We start from the raw sequence: 14,317 nt of genomic DNA on the forward strand, positions 1-14,317 counted from the left end.
ATGAACGTTATCTCGTGGGAAGAACAGCTTGCCCTATACGTCGATATACTTTTTCGGTAATTGTTTTTTCGCTGTGCCCAAGCAATGAACTGGCAGCTGATAGATCCACGATGTCGCTTGCAGACCTAGCTCGAATGTCTCTAAACTGAAATGCCTTGATGCGGCTGGCCAGCTCCTCGTCGCCAGCCTTTAGCGCAAGTTCCGCTGCAGCTTTCCGGGCGCCATCGAAGCGCAGGCGCAAATGCCACTTCTTGACCTGGCAACCATTCGGCAGCGCGACGATGAAGGTGGTGCGCGGCCGGTGCGGGCGTGCGTGGATGCGCTCGATGACCTTCGCCAGTTCGGACTTGATGCCGTCGTGCTCGAGTACGATGCGCAGCAGCTTGTTGCTCTTGCCCTGGCGCACCTGCAACGCCCCATCCTTCAAATCGCCGTCGCGCATCTTGAGCACATCTGCAGGCCGCTGGCCGGTCAGGTAGTTCAGGTCCATGGCGTCCTGCAGCTCTTCACAGCCTGCGTTCCGTACCGCATCCCACACAGCCTTGTCGGCATAGAAGTCGCGCGGCACCTCCTTATTTTTGCGCACGCCCCGGCATGGGTTCTCACGCTTGGTGTAGCCCCACTCCCTTGCCATATTGAACACATGCGACAGCAGCGCGATTTCGCGGTTGGCGCGCACCTTGGCGCTGCGCGCATCGCGGTAGCGGGCAATGTCCTGCGGCGTGATGGCATCGATGGGCGCGCTGTCGAAGACCGGGCGCAGCTGGCTCAACGAGCTGGAGTTCTCGCGTTGCGTGCTTGGCGCCTTGCCCGGCAGGATGTCGCGGACGTACTGCGCAAACACGTATTCCATCAGTGTAGCGTCGGTCGGGACTGGCTTGCACTCATATTCCGCCCACAGGCGCTTGGCCTCGACCAGATCCGTACCCAGTGGGTATTCCTTCCGGTTCCCGACGTCGTCCCGGCCATTGTAGTAATAGCCGGTCCATGTTTCGCCCGATTTCAGCTTGCGCACGCGGCGCAGCATGCGCGGTGGAAGTTTGTAGCCAGTGCTCTTAGGTCGCATTGTTCTCTTTCTATTAACGTACTTTGGACAGGTCCGGCGCCCAGGCCGGCGTGCTCACCAGGCTGGCGGGATTGATGCCGCTCAAGCGCAACCTGGCGTACAGGCGCCCGATGATGGGCGCGCCGGCGCGGTTCTTGATGAAGGTCCAGCCGTTTTGCTGCAGCCATTTGATCTGATCCACCTTCCGGCAGCAGCCGGAAATGGTTTCCAGTTCTTCCGCAGTCAGGGTTTCGGACTGGATGGAATTATCAAAAAGATTATTCATTGGATGCCGCTTTCGTTATAGCGGGGCTGCATGCCTTGCATTTTTCCGTGGCCAGGACGAACGCTTCTGCCTCCGTGTATAGCGGAACTTCGGTGCCAGGCTTGCGATAGTCGCGCAGCCGACAGAATTGCTTGTAGTTCGCTTCCTCGGTGAGGGCGGTTATTGAGCGTTCCGCTCTCATGCTGGGCACCCGACAGGCGCGACAGCCTTCTTGGCCGCTTCGATGGCGCCCAGCGGCACCGCCCGGAACATGCCCGCCCACTGGTGATCCAGCTCCACCCACGCATGCAGCTCGCCGTTGCCCACGTCGCGGCGCAGGTCGTTGACGGTGCCGGCCTGGTAGCCTTCGTCGGTATCGAATGTCACGCGGTCGCCCAGGGCGACTTGCCGCGGTGAATCGGTCAGGGTGGTCAGCATTGCGGTGCTCCTTTCAGTTTGGCGGTAACGCCGCATACGCCGAAGCGGTCGATGGCGGCGTCGATCACGTCGCCGCTGGATGCGGCAATCTCAATAAATTCAAAGCGTTCTGTTTGCGTGCGAACGATCACGGCATAGGTGCTCACGTGCCATTTCCTTTATGGGGTGGGTTGTCGGGGACGATCAGCCGGGGATATGGGCAGGCGTTGACGGCCGCCCAAGCGGCAATCAGCGCAGTTTTTGCCTCGGCGGGCAGGTCAGGCGCGGGCGCCGCCGGCGGCGTGGCCGGGGCAGGACGGTCGGGGTGCGTACAGTTATTTACACGAGTCCGAGGAACGGCAACCCCAACAGCCACCCCGCGCCCGCCTGTGGCTTGTACGGGCGTCCACGTATGGCGCACAGACTTGAAGACCACGCCGATCAGGTCGCTGCAGCGCACGCCGTACGGCGTGGTGCGCAGCGTTTCACCGTAGCGGCCGATGACAGTCTTTTCGTCCTTGGCCAGCGTGACGACCAGTTCCTTGCGCGGCACCAGGGCGCCGCCCTGGGCGCGCAGGTATTCGGCCCAGCAGGCGCGCTTTTCGCCGTCGATCTTTTGCACGGCATCCCAGGCGCGGCGCATGGCGGCCGGGGCTTCGTTGAGCATGCTTTCCTCGATGCGGCGCAGTTCTCGCCACACGGTGACGGGTGCGCCGCCCCATTGCTGGAATTGACGGATGCCCCAGCATGCGGCCCAGGACTCTACGCGCGCCGATGGCGTCAGCTCGACATCGCCTTCGGTATCGGCCGTGACGACGTAGCCTTCTTTCGTCTTGTGTTCGGCCACGCCATCGATGTTCTTGGCCACGTATTTGGCGATGTAGCCGGCGGCGCTGCCCTTGGCCCAGTCGATGCGTTTCACGTCCAGGCGGCGCGCGAAGGCGCCCGGTTCGCCACGATCCACGCGCCAGGCGTAGCGCTTCATGATGCGGATGGCGCGGCCGGCCACGTCCTGCAGGTGAGCCGTCTTGTATTTCGCGGTGGGGCGCACGAACAGCAGCAAATGCCAGTGCGGACAGCCATCGTGATGCGGCTCGGCGATACGGAAGCCGTACAGACCGATGCCACGGCGCGCCAGCGCGGAGCGGCACAGCGACGTCATCTTGCCCAGGTAGGCATTCGCCTCGCGCGGAGTAGAGCCGTCGAACTTGTCGTTTGGCTTGCCGCTGTGCTGCATGGCATGAAAGCGCGATGGGCACGTCCAGGTGATGAAAATGCCCTGGTCGCCGCACTCGCGGGCGATTTGCTCGAAGCCGTTGATGCGCAACATCAGTTCGCCACGCCGGATGGCCTTGTTGGCCGTCGTTTTCTCGGCCAGCTCGGCGATGCTAAATTGCTGGCCGTTCTCGTTCTGCACCAAGGTGGCCGCCAGCGCTGCCGCGTTGCGGCGGTTTTGCGCCAGGCGCGACAGCACGGCATCATTGCTGGCGTACGGTTCGCCGCGATAGTTCACGTAGCCCAGGCGGATATTGCCCGCTTCAAATGCGCGCTTGACGCGCTTGCGCAACTGGCGGCGCCACCAGCGGGCGTCCACCAGGCGGGCGATGGTGTCGGCCAGCGCGTCGAACTCGGGTAGCTCGATGCCATACGCGGTGCATTCGTCTTCCATGATCTGCAGGGCGTGCGTGTCCGACACGGCCATCCACAGCATTTTGGTCACGCCCGCCGCCGCGCGCTCAGCGGTGGCCACGATGTCGGCGTCGCTCTGCGACAGATCGACGCCGGCCGGCACGTACTGCTCGGCGAACTCGCGCACAAAGCTGGTGGCGATGGACTCATAAATTTTGTACCAGGATGACCAGGCCATCTTGGCCATGGCCGCCGTGATGACACGGTTGCGCCATTTGAACGGGATGCGGGCCAGCTCGGGCGCGAACTGGGCGGATCGCAAGAAGGCTTCGTGACGCTGGGCGTCAGGCAGCAGGATTTGTTTAGATTGCATTCAACAGTCTTTCGTACACACGGATAGCGGCAGAGGTGGCGGCGCGCAGCTCGATGCGCTCTTCTTCGGTAAATGAGTGGATGGGCGATTCCCAGCGGTCGGCGTCCATGCCGGCGGCGATCAGCACGGAGCGGCGCGCGCCACGCGGCGACAATCCCCAGGCCTGGGCCATGAAGGGCGCCAGGTTGCGCGGCTTGATGCTGCGTAGCTGGGCCTTGGCTTCGGCGATGGCGGCCAGCGCATGCCCGGCGCCCGGTGGCGTCGGCATGTCCTTGTCGCGTGCGGCCAGGATTTCGGCGGCAGGCTGGAAGGACAGGTGATTGTCGATAAGGGACGCCGGCATGGTTCAGTCCTTGATGGCGCCGATGGCCCGCAGCACGCCGGGGGTAATGATGATCAGGAGCGACAGCAGCCAGATGCCGCAGGTTTTGGCCAGGCGCAGCATCAGCGTGCCCCTGCCTTGAGAAATTGTTCTGCCCAATACGGGAGCGTGTGCGATGCGCCGCAGCAGTGGCGGGAACCGGCTTCGTTGGCGAAAATGTAGTTCACCTCGATGGGCAGCTTGCCGACCAGGGCGCGCTGCTTGGCTGGCGCGAAAAAGCCGTCACGCTCCAGTTCCTGCGCATCGCTGACGATGAAGGTCAGATTGGCAGCGCCGTAGGCGTAATAGGTCTTTGCAATCTCATGGATGTGGGCGGTCAGCGCCGCGATGCCGATGCCCGCGCTGGCTTGCAGCAGAAAACACGTTGGCGCCACGGGGACAATACAATTTTGCAAGGTCGGGCGGATCGTGCTTGATGCCATGGACTTGTTGGCATGACTGGTGGCGTGCAGCGTGTTTTCCATCGGTTTTCCTTATTTCAGGTTGAACGAATCCCGCACGCTCAAAAGGGAGCGCAGCAGGGCACAGCAAAAGAGGGGAGTTACAGCGGCCGGGCTACGGCGGCGCGAGGATCGAGATAGTCATCAGCAGCCCGCAGTCAGGTCCAGGGCCAGCTGGCTGGTGGCTGCCGCGCGCGCATGCTGGGACATCGGGATGCGGATATCCGGCTTGGGCATGGCGGACAGCGAGAGGGTGCGCAGTACTTCCAGGCCTGCCACGAAGGAGTGACCGCAGTCAGGGTTCTGGCACATGTAGGTGATTTCCTTGAACATGGCGGACATCGTGCGGCTTTTGACGGCGCGGACGGTGTATTCGCAATGCGGGCAGGGCAGGCCGATGACTCTCATTTCAGCTTTCTTTCCACTTGGTACAGGGCGCGACCGCGACCTGTCATGTTTTTCGACTGTATGCGTAAGCGCGACTTGACGAGCCATTCAGCCGCCTGGTCAATACTTGCCAGCCCCTGGCGTTGGCGCACGAGTTCCAGCACCGCGCGCTCTTCGTCATTGAGGTTAATTTGATGGTCTGGCATTTTCTGTAACTTTAGAGTTGCTCAAAAGTGACTCGGTTTAAGCGCTGCGTCGCTGTACGCTGTCGATAGTGGCGTCATCCAAGGCGATCACGGCCAGGGCTTCACGCATCACGATCTGGCGCACCAGCACCGCAAGCTCTTCGCCTTGGTAATTGGCGATCGAGGAAACAAGCTGGTGCTCGTAATCGTCCAGGCGCAGCATGACGCGGTGGCTGCGGATACGTTTTGCATCGGGGTACATGACGTTGTCCTTAGTGGGTGGGTTTGGAGGCGAGTTCGCGCTTGTAATCGGCAAGGCCGCGCAGGATCAGGAAGCGGAGGAACCAGGCACGGGAACGTTCAAGTTTCTCTGCGTAGCCTTCGACTTCGGCTACCTCATCAGATGTCAGACGTACGCCAAGGGGCTTGGTAGTAACGCCCTTGGCTGTACGCCTCGCTATGGATACGTTTTTCATAATGTTATGATGTGTAATCGCTACAGGATGGCGTAACTATAGTATGTCAAAACATACTTGTCAACGTATATGTATGGATAAAAATATTTTTGGTGATAGATTAAGGCAGGAGCGAACACGCTTGGGTCTTACACAAGAAGCGTTCGCGGCAATTGGTGGCGTGAAAAAACTCGCACAGATTAACTATGAACAAGGAAAGACGTTACCCGATGCTGGCTACATGGTTGCGCTGGCAGGTATTGGCGTCGACTTGTCTTATGTGATGCTCGGCGTACCGGCCAGTAACGCTTTGACTGACGACGAGAACGAGTTGTTAGCGGGATATCGACGGTTAGATTTGCGGGGAAAGGCTCGTGTGCTTGGTGTTGTGGAAGGAATTGGAGAGCCGGCAGTTACGGCGCCCTCCAGAACAGTCGAACGCAATACACAAATGGTTTTCCATGGCAAAGTAGGCCAGCAAATTCATGGGGATATCACGGCTCCCCAAACGATCAACGTTGGTCGCAAAAAAAAATCACCTACGTAAAGCGCGGCAGAAAGATAGGCTATCGTTGGTAAGGGCTGCAATTGGATGGAAAGTTGCGGCTCTCGCCCCTTTGCTTTTTGTGTGCTGCTGGCCGCAGCATAAATGCGAAACGATGACTTTCATGGTTGATGGTATTGTCAATAATTCATGCTATTTTGATGGTAAGGCATACACTGTTGGTGTTGTTATCGAAACGGCCCAAGGTATTAAGTGCGAGTGCGCAAACGTTTCAAATAAATTTCCGATTTGGATAGATAGGAATTTGAGTTAGATGAAAGAACTTTGAAATTTAATTCATTAAAAATTAGAAAATAAATGAATTCCCCTACATATTGCAATAAATTTATTACGGGATGATATATGTTAGATGCACAGAAAACTTTTAATGCATTGATTAGAGAAGCAACTTTCACAAAAGAAGTTTTGGGAGCCGGTGCGACTCAGATTAGAGTGGCCAACTATTCAACGCCTGGAGTTTATGCGCAAGCATTTTCTGCTTTATCAGTCGGGTTTGAAAGGATCGGAAAGCTCTGTTTGATGTTGGATTACTATATCGATAATAATGGAAAGTTTCCTGAATTCTCCTACTTAAAAAAAGAAATAGGTCACAAATTGGAAGTGCTTCTCAGTGGTTCGACTGAAATCATCGTGCGGAGAAAAATAAAGTTGGAATTTTTAGATGATCTTAATCATCCCCTTCACCAGGCGATTTCACAGGTGCTGCACGATTACGCCGAAGGTGATCGTTACACAAACATAAATATATTGACCAATGGGAAAATGCAAAACGATCCGATTGCTGCTTGGTCAAAAACTGTCGATGATTATATTTATAATAATTTAATTGGGGAGAAGCGTAAAATAACCATTCGAAATAATGCGACATTAGCTCATGCGATGGTTTCTGAATTTAGTGTTGTTCGTCATAATTCTGAAACGGGAGAAAACATTAGCAGCTATTTTGATGCAAGTTTTTTGACGGGGAAGTATAAAGCTGTTTCTCCATATCGACAATTGTACGTATTGCAAATGATTAGGTATTGGACTGAGCTTCTATGGGAGCTTGGCAGGATCGCTCAATCGTTAGGTCGAGAGGAAATTCCTTATTTTGGTGATATTTTTGGCGGATTTTACAATTCGGATAATTTCTTTAAATCAAGAAAAAGATGGATTTTTTAATATCATGATGTTTTATTGTAATATTTAAATTCTTTGATAAATATAATTTTTATTTGTTTTGTTGATTTTTTATGAAAATTCCGAATTGGTTGAAAATAGTATGGTGGTTAATACTTTCTGGTGGATTAACTTTATTTCTTTATGCTAGATTGCCTGATTTGCTTACGGGGAAAGCTGCAGCAGCAGATGTAGCTGTTTTTGGAATCTGGATGGCATTATTGTTTGCTCCTATTTTCAGCGAAGTGACACTATTGGGAGTAACTTTAAAGAATGAAATCGAAGAGTTAGAAGAGAAAATTACAACACAAATCGGTGATGTGCGAACCGATATCCGCAATGCGATTGATGTGCGTACAACTGTAAGTCCAGTCTTTAATATGCCAGCACCGCCAACCGATGCTCAGTTACCGGCTCTTGAAGTGCAGGTAAAAGCAGCCGTGGCTGCAGCGATTTCGGAGCATAAATTGCAGGCTGCGCCGGCGGAGAATTCTCAAATTTCAGATGACATAGTTTTTCTTTTTCAAACACGCTATGGTATTGAAAAGGAATTACGTCGTTTAGCAGCGGTTATTGGCTACGAACTCCCGCCACGTCGGGTAGTACCACTTTTATCATTGACTTCTGTACTAGTAAATCACGGCGTATTAGATTCAAAACTGGGAGCTGCTATTCGTGAAGTTACCTCAATTTGTTCTCCAGCAATTCATGGTGAGTCTGTAACTGACGCTCAGGTTGCATTTGTTCGCGACGTTGCCCCAGGTCTGCTTACTGCACTTCAAAACAAAGATGCTTTTTCAACGTTGACGACGCTTCGTCCTATTTCTCCGTAAGAAATTTTATATCAACCCTGAAATAAATATTTTTGATTCTTTCTGACGCCATAAAGTTCATTTATGCACAAAAATAATGATGCGATGCCGATAGTCATGGACGTATTTGTTGGCAACAAAATTTGGCACTAGATATTTCGTGATACTTGAAATGCGTGAGCTGTGTGCTTAGTGCGGTTGCGATGGTTTCGTGATTTGCTGTCGCCAGAATCCTAAGCCATATTTCTTTGGAACGTACTTGGTCAGATATTCCTAATATCTGCCGATGGATATGGTGCCGAATTTCGTTTTCCTGGCGTTCTACATCTTCTAAATTTTTGTTGATCATGACACTCTCCAATATTGATGCTTTTGATGTATTAACGGGCCAAATTTTTGCAAAACTGTACGAAAATTTCCCGAAACCAATCTTCCTGGACGCGAGAAAATTTGTAGAAGGTGGCGAAGCTGCATGCTTCAATGCTGACAGCTTCACAGGTGCCGAAGTGACTCCTCCGGCAGAGGCATTTATCAACACCGCCACATGGTTGGTGCAAGAGGGGTACATTTCCGTACGCCCCAATAGCAAGACAGCCACAGGTTTCTCGGATGCGGTACTTTCCGAAAAAGGTTTGACTGCCCTCAAAGCTGTCCCCGATAGTCTGGTCAGCCGCGCTACCTTGGGCGAGAGATTGGTGCAATCAGTGAAGGCCGGAACTATGGAGACACTCAAGGGTGTAACAAATGAAGTATTGAGCGTCCTGATAAAGTCTGCGACCGTCCCGTAGTTCGTCACGTCTGCGCTTTGGAAGCCGTTTCCGCCGGCTTCCATGGCTCCTCGCTGTTCTCCCGAATGATTTCGCGCACCTCCTTGATGTGCTCCCAAGCCAGTTTTGCCGCTCGCTTGGCGCCGCTCTTGCTTTTGTAAAGATGCTCCAAGGTCTTGAGCGTGCCAGTGGCACCAGCCTGTTCCTGCCCCGTCTTTTTCTTCTTCGCCGCCACGTCCTTCCATTTGGCCAGCACGCCTGTGACGCCTTCGTCCGGGTCTTTCTCGTCCTCGCGTTCTGCCTCCACCGCTTCCGTCTTCGTTTCAAACTCCACCCGCGTGGTAAAGCCGCTGCCGCCCAGGCTGTGCGTGACCTTGACCGATAGCCATTCGGTGGCGTCGATCTCGGGCTTGAAGCCCTGCACGGTGACGGGCGATTGCGGGAACACGGCCGGGTTGCCCAAGGCCAGGCTCATTTCAAAGGTGGCCAGGCCGCGCAGGATGCGCTGCCATTCGGCCACGGCGGCCGCGCGCGCGTCCGTTTCGTTGGCGAAGGTGGTGCGCAGGCGCTTGCTGTTGCCAGGCACGCCGGCCACGACGCTGCGGCGGCGCGCGTAGCGCTCGTCATGCCAGAAGGCGCGCACGCCCGTGTAGGCGTCGCTTTCGGCGCTGTGGTAGCGGTGGCCGTCGCCCAGGGCGCGCGTGATGGGAATGACGGGCAGCGCCTTGCCGCTGGCGGTGCGGCTCTGGTTGATGGGGATGAAGAGCAAGGTGTCATTCTTGACGGTGGCCACCGCGTCGTATTTCCTGCCCAGCCGGCGCAGGAAGGCCGCATCGCTCTCGTGGGTCTGGTCGATGTGCTCGATGGCGGTATCGCGCAAGCGCGCCGATACGCCCGGCGCCAGTTCGTTGCGGAAGGCAATCGCCTCGATGATGGCACCCAGGGTGGTCTTGTGAAAGCTGTGTTCTTGCTGCTGTTTAAACGTGTCGATCAGGTTGGCCGACCTGGCGCGCAGGGTGATGGTGTCGGGCGCGCCGCTGTGCTCCACCTCGTCGACGGTGAACTTGCCCATGTCCACCAGTCCGGACGCTTGCCAACCCAGCGTCAGGGCGATCTGCGCGCCGCGCGGCGGCAGGGCCAGCTTACCGTCGCTGTCGTCCAGTGAAATGTCGAGCTGGTCGCTCTCGTCGCCACGGCACAGGGTCAACGTCAGATTGATTAGCCGCGGCGAGACGACGGCCGTCAAATCCTTGTCCTCGATGCTGACCTTGAAGGCGGGGATGTGCTCGCTCATTTGAACTTGTCCGCCGCGCTGCCGATGGCGCCGCTGATGCTGCCGCCGATCTTGTCTTTCATTTCGCTGACCACGCCACCGTATTTCGACGTGATGCCGCCGACCACATTGCCCACGACGCTACCCACGGCGTTTTTGGCCGCGCCGGCAATGCTGCTGGTCATGCCGTCGATGCTGAGCATGTTTTTCAGGTCGCCGATGTCGCCCAGGCCGACCATGGCCAGCACGCCGTCGTCGTCGCGCTTGAGTGCAATCGAGAACTCAACGCGGCGCGCGCCGCCGCTGCCGTCCAGGATGGTGCGGCCTTCCGTCATGCTGGTGATGCGGTAGGAGCCGAGAATGCGGCCCGTGCCCTGGATCAGTATCCACGATTTACCGGTGTCGGCCATCATGCGCAGCGCATCGAGCGAGTACAGGGAGCCTGTCAGCTCCGGCGCCACCCAGCCCGACAGGGTGATGGTGTCGTCGCCTGGCCCCACGTACTGGTGCGCGTCGCGCAGGCCCACGCGGGCAGTACTGGCGTGCTTCCATTCCGTTTGCCGCTGCAGCTCGTGATACGCCAGTGTGGGCAGGCTGAACACGAACATTCCTAAAATCATCATCATGGTGCTTTTCTTTCTTTAATCGTGGTCGCGCAGGGACGAGCGGATGCGTGCCGCCTTTTCGCGGTCGCGTTGATAGAGCGCCACGCTCACCGCGCGCGCGATGGCCTGGGGATCGGTGCCTGCCTGCACGTGGAAGGTGATTTCGATCTTGTCACCCTGAATGCTCAATCCGGCGCCGAACCCGCCCTGGGACAGCGGGGCGCGCGTGTCGAAGGCGCTGGCGGGCAACGCCGTGGCCGTGCCGATGGCGATGCCGGCGCCCAGTTGCGTCAGGCGCTGGGCCAGGCCGGATACCTTGGCAATCGGCGCGCCCTCGCTGCGATCCAGGCCCACGGCCAGACCCTGCATGGTGTAGTCGCCGAGCTGGGCAAACACGCGGCTCGGGCTGTGGATGCCGAGCTTTTCCTTGAACCAGGCAATGGTGCTGGAACCGGCATTGCTGATGGCGTCCTTGACGGCGCCCATGGAACCGGTGATGCCGTTGACCAGGCCGCGCAGGATGTTGGCGCCGAACTCGGTGAACTGGGCCGGCAGCTTGATGCCGAACCAGCTCAACACGCCCGCAAACGCCTGGTAAAACACGCCGACCGGTGACCAGTTGATAATCAGGGCCGTGATGCTGCCCATGCCGCCGGCGCAGACGGTGCGCAGGCGCGCCCAGATATCGGCAAAGAAGGCGGAAATAGGCGCCCAGGACGCAGTGATGCGCTGCAGGATGCTGGCGCCGAAGTCGGTGAACTTGGCCGGCAGCGCTATACCGAACCAGCCCAGCACGCCCGCGAAGGCGCGATAGAACAGGGCGAGCGGTGTCCAGTTGGCGATCAGGGCGCTGACGCCGCCGATGCCGCCGGCAAAGGCACTCTTGATCTGCGACCAGATGCCGGTAAAGAAGCCGGCCAGCGGCGCCAGTCCTTTGGCGAAGCGGCCCCGGATGCTGGCAGCAAAGTCGGTGAACCTGGCCGGCAGCGAAACACCGAACCAGCCCAGCACGCCCGCGAAGGCGCGATAGAACAAGCCCAGCGGCGACCAGTCGGCGATCAGGCTGTTGATGCCGGTAAAGCCGCCGGCAAATGCCGCCTTGACGTCTGACCACAGGCCGCCAAAGAAACCCTTGATCGGCTCCCAGTATGTGTAGATCAGGAAGGCGGCGCCGGCGATGACCGTGATGGCGATGCCAATCGGGCTCATCAACAGAGCGCGGCCCAGCCACAGCACGGCGCGGCCCGCCCACATGAAGGCGCCACCCAGGCCGCGCAGGATGGGCGTGAGCACGCCGCCCGTCACGCCCATCTTGGCGAACATGACGTGCAGCATGGCATACGGGCCGATCATGGCGGCGATGCCCAGCATCAGCGGTCCCAGCACCAGCAGCAGGCCGGCCAGCACGGCAAACGCGGTAATCATGACCTTGGCCACTGTCGGGTTACGTTCCATGAAGCCGTTCAGGCGTGTGATGGCACTGATGGCCATTTCCAGTCCCTGCGCATACAGCGGCAGGATTTTCTCGCCCATGGTGAGCTTGAGGTTGGCTAATTTGGATTGCGCCTCCAGTTCCTTGCCGGCGGCCGAGTCGCGGCCCAGTTTTTCCAGCCGGCCGATATCGGCGGCGCCACGGTTGAGCTTTTCGTTCTTGTGGATTTGGCCGCGCTGCAAATACATCTGCGAATACAGGTTCGACGCGGTGCGGTTCGAAAAGATGCTGCCGATGGCGTCGAGCACCTGTTTCTTTTCCGTGATGCCCTTCTTGGCCAGTTGCGGTAACAGCACCTTTTCCAGCCATTCGAACTGGTTTTCGCGGAACAGTTCGGCGCCCAACAGCGCACCGGGATCGAGGAACGAGACTTGCCCCGCCTTGTCGTGCTTGACCTTGCTTTTGTCGCCGATCAGGCCAAACTCTTCCAGCTTCCGGGCTGAGCGCTTCGTCGTGCGGCCCTGGTACAAGTTTTGGTAGGCGCTCATCAGGGACGTGCCGACGCGGTTGCCGCTCATTTCCTGCACCAGCGGTTCCATCTGGTAGTAAAAGGCGTCATCTTTCAAGCCCTTGGCCGCGATGCCGCCCGTTTTAATCATGTTCAGCCATTCATTCGGGCCGACGCGCCCGCCCGTGGCGGTAATCACCTGCTGCACGATGTTGGCCTGGGCTTCAAACTTTTCCTTGCTCTCCAGGCCGCCGCGCAGCTCGATGACCTTGAGCATGTCCATGAACTTGCGTTCATTGTCGGCGCCCTCGGCCTCGCCAAAGAAGGCGTGATTGGCAAACTTCATCTTGGCCAGGGTAGGGGCGACCATTTCCGCATGGTGCACGTCAGCAAAGGCGCTCATCCCGTCGCGCATGAGCTGCAGGTTGTCGAGCTGGCTGGTGCCGTAGGTTTTCATATTGCGCGCGAAGGCGACGGCCTCGGCCGATACTTTATCGCCCAGGCCCAGCGCGTTGACCCTGCCCACTTCCGTTTGATAGTGCTTGGCCTCGTTCAGCCCCTTGACGACGGGCGCGCCGATGACGGCGCCCGTGGCGGTCGCGCCCGCGCCGGCCATGGCCAGGTTGCCCGCCTTGTTGCGCAGCTTGTCGGCATGCTGGGTAGCGTTGGTCACGCGCTGCTGCTTGGCGGCGGCGTTGGCCAGCTTCTGCTGCTGCAGTGTCATGGTTTTGTTGGTGGCCTCGATCTCGCGGCGCAAGGTGCGCTCGTGGTTGGCCAGGTCTTTGGTGCCGATTCCTGCCGCGCCCAGGCGCTCGCGCATGACCTGCAGTTGCTGGGCCTGCTGCTGGCCGGCTGTCTTCAATGCGCCGGCCGCTTTGACTGCGGCGTTAAATTCGCGCGTCATGGCGCGCGTGGGTGCCTCTGTCTGTTTCATCTTGCTGGCCAGACTGGCCACCTTCTGCTGGGCCGCTTCCAGCTTGGTGCGGGTGGCGTCCAGGCCACCGTGCAGCTCGCGGAATTTGCTGATGTTTTTCTGCTGGGCATTCAGGTCACGCAAGCGGTCGCTGGTGGCCTTCAATGCCTTGGCCGTATCGCTGGAACCGCCCATGATTTTTTTCAGCGGGCCGGTAATCTTGTCCAGCGCTGCAAACACTACCTGTAACTTCAAATCCCGACCAGCCATCTATTCCGCTCCGCTTCGCTGCCTGGCGCGTTCGCGCCAGGCCATTAGTTCATCAATCGTAAAGCCGTCCATCGCTGCCGGCGTCCAGTGGAAGACGCCGGCGATGTCGGCCATGGCGTCCTCTACTTCGCCGGGGATACCGAAAGGCGATCGGCTTTGCTCGCCAAAAAACCGGCAACCTCGGCGCCCACGGCCAGCAGGTCGGCCGGGTCCATGTTGGCGATGTCGTGCGCGGTCAAGGTCGGCTCGGTGATGCGCGGCAGCACGATCTGCAGGGCCGACACGTTCAGGTTGGCCAGCTCGATCAGGGAAATGCCGCGCAGGGCGCCCGCCTTGGGTTTGCGCACGGTGAGCGAGGTGATGAAGGTATCGCCGCGCTTGATCGGGTCGTCCAGTTCGATGACGGCTTGGTTTTGGGTATCGTTGTGCATGCTGT

General features: G+C 57.9%; 21 protein-coding genes. 4 read left to right on the forward strand and 17 right to left on the reverse strand.

The window, feature by feature from the left end; genetic code table 11:
- Positions 1-7: 7 nt before the first annotated feature.
- The 11 genes from VM94_RS04320 to VM94_RS28080 all read right to left on the reverse strand — a co-directional run bounded on the left by VM94_RS04320 (position 8) and on the right by VM94_RS28080 (position 5,599).
- A complete protein-coding gene (locus VM94_RS04320) occupies positions 8-1,066 on the reverse strand; it encodes a tyrosine-type recombinase/integrase (protein WP_046682343.1) in 1,059 nt (352 codons plus the stop codon).
- Positions 1,067-1,079: 13 nt separating this feature from the next.
- Positions 1,080-1,331, reverse strand: coding sequence for a DUF4224 domain-containing protein (locus tag VM94_RS04325; protein ID WP_046682344.1), 252 nt, complete (start codon positions 1,329-1,331; stop codon positions 1,080-1,082).
- A gap of 177 nt (positions 1,332-1,508) precedes the next feature.
- A complete protein-coding gene (locus tag VM94_RS04330) occupies positions 1,509-1,748 on the reverse strand; it encodes a hypothetical protein (RefSeq protein ID WP_052755505.1) in 240 nt (79 codons plus the stop codon).
- Positions 1,742-1,894: a hypothetical protein gene (locus VM94_RS28680; protein ID WP_185982109.1), complete on the reverse strand. Its 153-nt coding sequence runs from the start codon at positions 1,892-1,894 to the stop codon at positions 1,742-1,744. Before VM94_RS28680 ends, VM94_RS04330 begins: the two co-directional genes overlap by 7 nt.
- Positions 1,891-3,729 carry a replication endonuclease gene (locus VM94_RS04335; protein WP_082127554.1) on the reverse strand — a complete coding sequence of 613 codons (1,839 nt, stop codon included), beginning with the start codon at positions 3,727-3,729 and terminating at the stop codon, positions 1,891-1,893. The genes VM94_RS28680 and VM94_RS04335 overlap by 4 nt, the downstream gene beginning before the upstream one ends.
- Positions 3,719-4,072 carry a hypothetical protein gene (locus VM94_RS28845; protein ID WP_034745810.1) on the reverse strand — a complete coding sequence of 118 codons (354 nt, stop codon included), beginning with the start codon at positions 4,070-4,072 and terminating at the stop codon, positions 3,719-3,721. The genes VM94_RS04335 and VM94_RS28845 overlap by 11 nt, the downstream gene beginning before the upstream one ends.
- A gap of 101 nt (positions 4,073-4,173) precedes the next feature.
- Positions 4,174-4,575, reverse strand: a complete 402-nt coding sequence (locus VM94_RS04345; protein WP_046682345.1) for a hypothetical protein — start codon at positions 4,573-4,575, stop codon at positions 4,174-4,176.
- A gap of 120 nt (positions 4,576-4,695) precedes the next feature.
- Complete coding sequence (locus VM94_RS04350; RefSeq protein ID WP_046682346.1) at positions 4,696-4,959, reverse strand: ogr/Delta-like zinc finger family protein; 264 nt, start codon at positions 4,957-4,959, stop codon at positions 4,696-4,698.
- On the reverse strand, positions 4,956-5,144 hold the full coding sequence (locus VM94_RS04355; protein WP_046682347.1) for a hypothetical protein: 189 nt from the start codon (positions 5,142-5,144) through the stop codon (positions 4,956-4,958). Before VM94_RS04355 ends, VM94_RS04350 begins: the two co-directional genes overlap by 4 nt.
- Positions 5,145-5,181: 37 nt before the next feature.
- On the reverse strand, positions 5,182-5,385 hold the full coding sequence (locus VM94_RS04360; RefSeq protein ID WP_046682348.1) for a hypothetical protein: 204 nt from the start codon (positions 5,383-5,385) through the stop codon (positions 5,182-5,184).
- 10 nt (positions 5,386-5,395) lie between these two features.
- Positions 5,396-5,599 carry a ribbon-helix-helix protein, CopG family gene (locus VM94_RS28080; protein ID WP_138828882.1) on the reverse strand — a complete coding sequence of 68 codons (204 nt, stop codon included), beginning with the start codon at positions 5,597-5,599 and terminating at the stop codon, positions 5,396-5,398.
- Between the two features lie 73 nt (positions 5,600-5,672).
- Here VM94_RS28080 and VM94_RS27680 point away from each other — a divergent pair, with 73 nt between their 5' ends.
- The 3 genes from VM94_RS27680 to VM94_RS28090 all read left to right on the forward strand — a co-directional run bounded on the left by VM94_RS27680 (position 5,673) and on the right by VM94_RS28090 (position 8,134).
- Positions 5,673-6,125 (forward strand): helix-turn-helix domain-containing protein, encoded by a 453-nt coding sequence (locus tag VM94_RS27680; RefSeq protein WP_046682350.1) that lies wholly within the window; start codon positions 5,673-5,675, stop codon positions 6,123-6,125.
- A 360-nt stretch (positions 6,126-6,485) separates the two neighbouring features.
- Positions 6,486-7,304, forward strand: coding sequence for a hypothetical protein (locus VM94_RS28085; protein WP_138828881.1), 819 nt, complete (start codon positions 6,486-6,488; stop codon positions 7,302-7,304).
- A gap of 71 nt (positions 7,305-7,375) precedes the next feature.
- Complete coding sequence (locus VM94_RS28090; protein ID WP_138828880.1) at positions 7,376-8,134, forward strand: hypothetical protein; 759 nt, start codon at positions 7,376-7,378, stop codon at positions 8,132-8,134.
- A gap of 94 nt (positions 8,135-8,228) precedes the next feature.
- Here the strand turns inward: VM94_RS28090 and VM94_RS28095 are convergent, their stop codons facing one another.
- Positions 8,229-8,462: a hypothetical protein gene (locus tag VM94_RS28095; RefSeq protein WP_138828879.1), complete on the reverse strand. Its 234-nt coding sequence runs from the start codon at positions 8,460-8,462 to the stop codon at positions 8,229-8,231.
- Between VM94_RS28095 and VM94_RS04375 the strand changes: the two genes are divergently transcribed.
- Positions 8,461-8,901 carry a hypothetical protein gene (locus VM94_RS04375; RefSeq protein ID WP_046682521.1) on the forward strand — a complete coding sequence of 147 codons (441 nt, stop codon included), beginning with the start codon at positions 8,461-8,463 and terminating at the stop codon, positions 8,899-8,901. The genes VM94_RS28095 and VM94_RS04375 overlap by 2 nt on opposite strands.
- Positions 8,902-8,905: 4 nt before the next feature.
- Here the strand turns inward: VM94_RS04375 and VM94_RS04380 are convergent, their stop codons facing one another.
- The 5 genes from VM94_RS04380 to VM94_RS04395 are packed head-to-tail and all read right to left on the reverse strand — an operon-like array spanning position 8,906 to position 14,312.
- A complete protein-coding gene (locus VM94_RS04380; protein ID WP_046682351.1) occupies positions 8,906-10,174 on the reverse strand; it encodes a phage late control D family protein in 1,269 nt (422 codons plus the stop codon).
- Positions 10,171-10,779: a phage tail protein gene (locus VM94_RS04385; RefSeq protein WP_046682352.1), complete on the reverse strand. Its 609-nt coding sequence runs from the start codon at positions 10,777-10,779 to the stop codon at positions 10,171-10,173. Before VM94_RS04385 ends, VM94_RS04380 begins: the two co-directional genes overlap by 4 nt.
- A 15-nt stretch (positions 10,780-10,794) precedes the next feature.
- The gene (locus VM94_RS04390) at positions 10,795-13,851 is read right to left on the reverse strand and encodes a phage tail protein (RefSeq protein WP_052755510.1); all 3,057 of its coding nucleotides are present in this window, start codon (positions 13,849-13,851) and stop codon (positions 10,795-10,797) included.
- 30 nt (positions 13,852-13,881) lie between these two features.
- Positions 13,882-13,995, reverse strand: coding sequence for a GpE family phage tail protein (locus VM94_RS27685; RefSeq protein ID WP_071650284.1), 114 nt, complete (start codon positions 13,993-13,995; stop codon positions 13,882-13,884).
- Positions 13,996-14,003: 8 nt separating this feature from the next.
- Positions 14,004-14,312, reverse strand: coding sequence for a phage tail assembly protein (locus tag VM94_RS04395; RefSeq protein ID WP_046682354.1), 309 nt, complete (start codon positions 14,310-14,312; stop codon positions 14,004-14,006).
- Positions 14,313-14,317: the final 5 nt, after the last annotated feature.

This window comes from Janthinobacterium sp. KBS0711, assembly GCF_000988085.1.
GTDB lineage: Bacteria > Pseudomonadota > Gammaproteobacteria > Burkholderiales > Burkholderiaceae_D > Janthinobacterium > Janthinobacterium lividum_E.

Coding starts and splice junctions, on each gene's coding strand:
- VM94_RS04360 (WP_046682348.1), bottom strand. CDS start 5,385: ATGTACCCCGATGCAAAACGTATCCGCAGCCACCGCGTCATGCTGCGC.
- VM94_RS28080 (WP_138828882.1), bottom strand. CDS start 5,599: ATGAAAAACGTATCCATAGCGAGGCGTACAGCCAAGGGCGTTACTACC.
- VM94_RS04385 (WP_046682352.1), bottom strand. CDS start 10,779: ATGATGATGATTTTAGGAATGTTCGTGTTCAGCCTGCCCACACTGGCG.
- VM94_RS28085 (WP_138828881.1), top strand. CDS start 6,486: ATGTTAGATGCACAGAAAACTTTTAATGCATTGATTAGAGAAGCAACT.
- VM94_RS04320 (WP_046682343.1), bottom strand. CDS start 1,066: ATGCGACCTAAGAGCACTGGCTACAAACTTCCACCGCGCATGCTGCGC.
- VM94_RS04355 (WP_046682347.1), bottom strand. CDS start 5,144: ATGCCAGACCATCAAATTAACCTCAATGACGAAGAGCGCGCGGTGCTG.
- VM94_RS27680 (WP_046682350.1), top strand. CDS start 5,673: ATGGATAAAAATATTTTTGGTGATAGATTAAGGCAGGAGCGAACACGC.
- VM94_RS04345 (WP_046682345.1), bottom strand. CDS start 4,575: ATGGAAAACACGCTGCACGCCACCAGTCATGCCAACAAGTCCATGGCA.
- VM94_RS04325 (WP_046682344.1), bottom strand. CDS start 1,331: ATGAATAATCTTTTTGATAATTCCATCCAGTCCGAAACCCTGACTGCG.
- VM94_RS04395 (WP_046682354.1), bottom strand. CDS start 14,312: ATGCACAACGATACCCAAAACCAAGCCGTCATCGAACTGGACGACCCG.
- VM94_RS04330 (WP_052755505.1), bottom strand. CDS start 1,748: ATGCTGACCACCCTGACCGATTCACCGCGGCAAGTCGCCCTGGGCGAC.
- VM94_RS04375 (WP_046682521.1), top strand. CDS start 8,461: ATGACACTCTCCAATATTGATGCTTTTGATGTATTAACGGGCCAAATT.
- VM94_RS04335 (WP_082127554.1), bottom strand. CDS start 3,729: ATGCAATCTAAACAAATCCTGCTGCCTGACGCCCAGCGTCACGAAGCC.
- VM94_RS04380 (WP_046682351.1), bottom strand. CDS start 10,174: ATGAGCGAGCACATCCCCGCCTTCAAGGTCAGCATCGAGGACAAGGAT.
- VM94_RS04350 (WP_046682346.1), bottom strand. CDS start 4,959: ATGAGAGTCATCGGCCTGCCCTGCCCGCATTGCGAATACACCGTCCGC.
- VM94_RS27685 (WP_071650284.1), bottom strand. CDS start 13,995: ATGGCCGACATCGCCGGCGTCTTCCACTGGACGCCGGCAGCGATGGAC.
- VM94_RS28090 (WP_138828880.1), top strand. CDS start 7,376: ATGAAAATTCCGAATTGGTTGAAAATAGTATGGTGGTTAATACTTTCT.
- VM94_RS28845 (WP_034745810.1), bottom strand. CDS start 4,072: ATGCCGGCGTCCCTTATCGACAATCACCTGTCCTTCCAGCCTGCCGCC.
- VM94_RS28095 (WP_138828879.1), bottom strand. CDS start 8,462: ATGATCAACAAAAATTTAGAAGATGTAGAACGCCAGGAAAACGAAATT.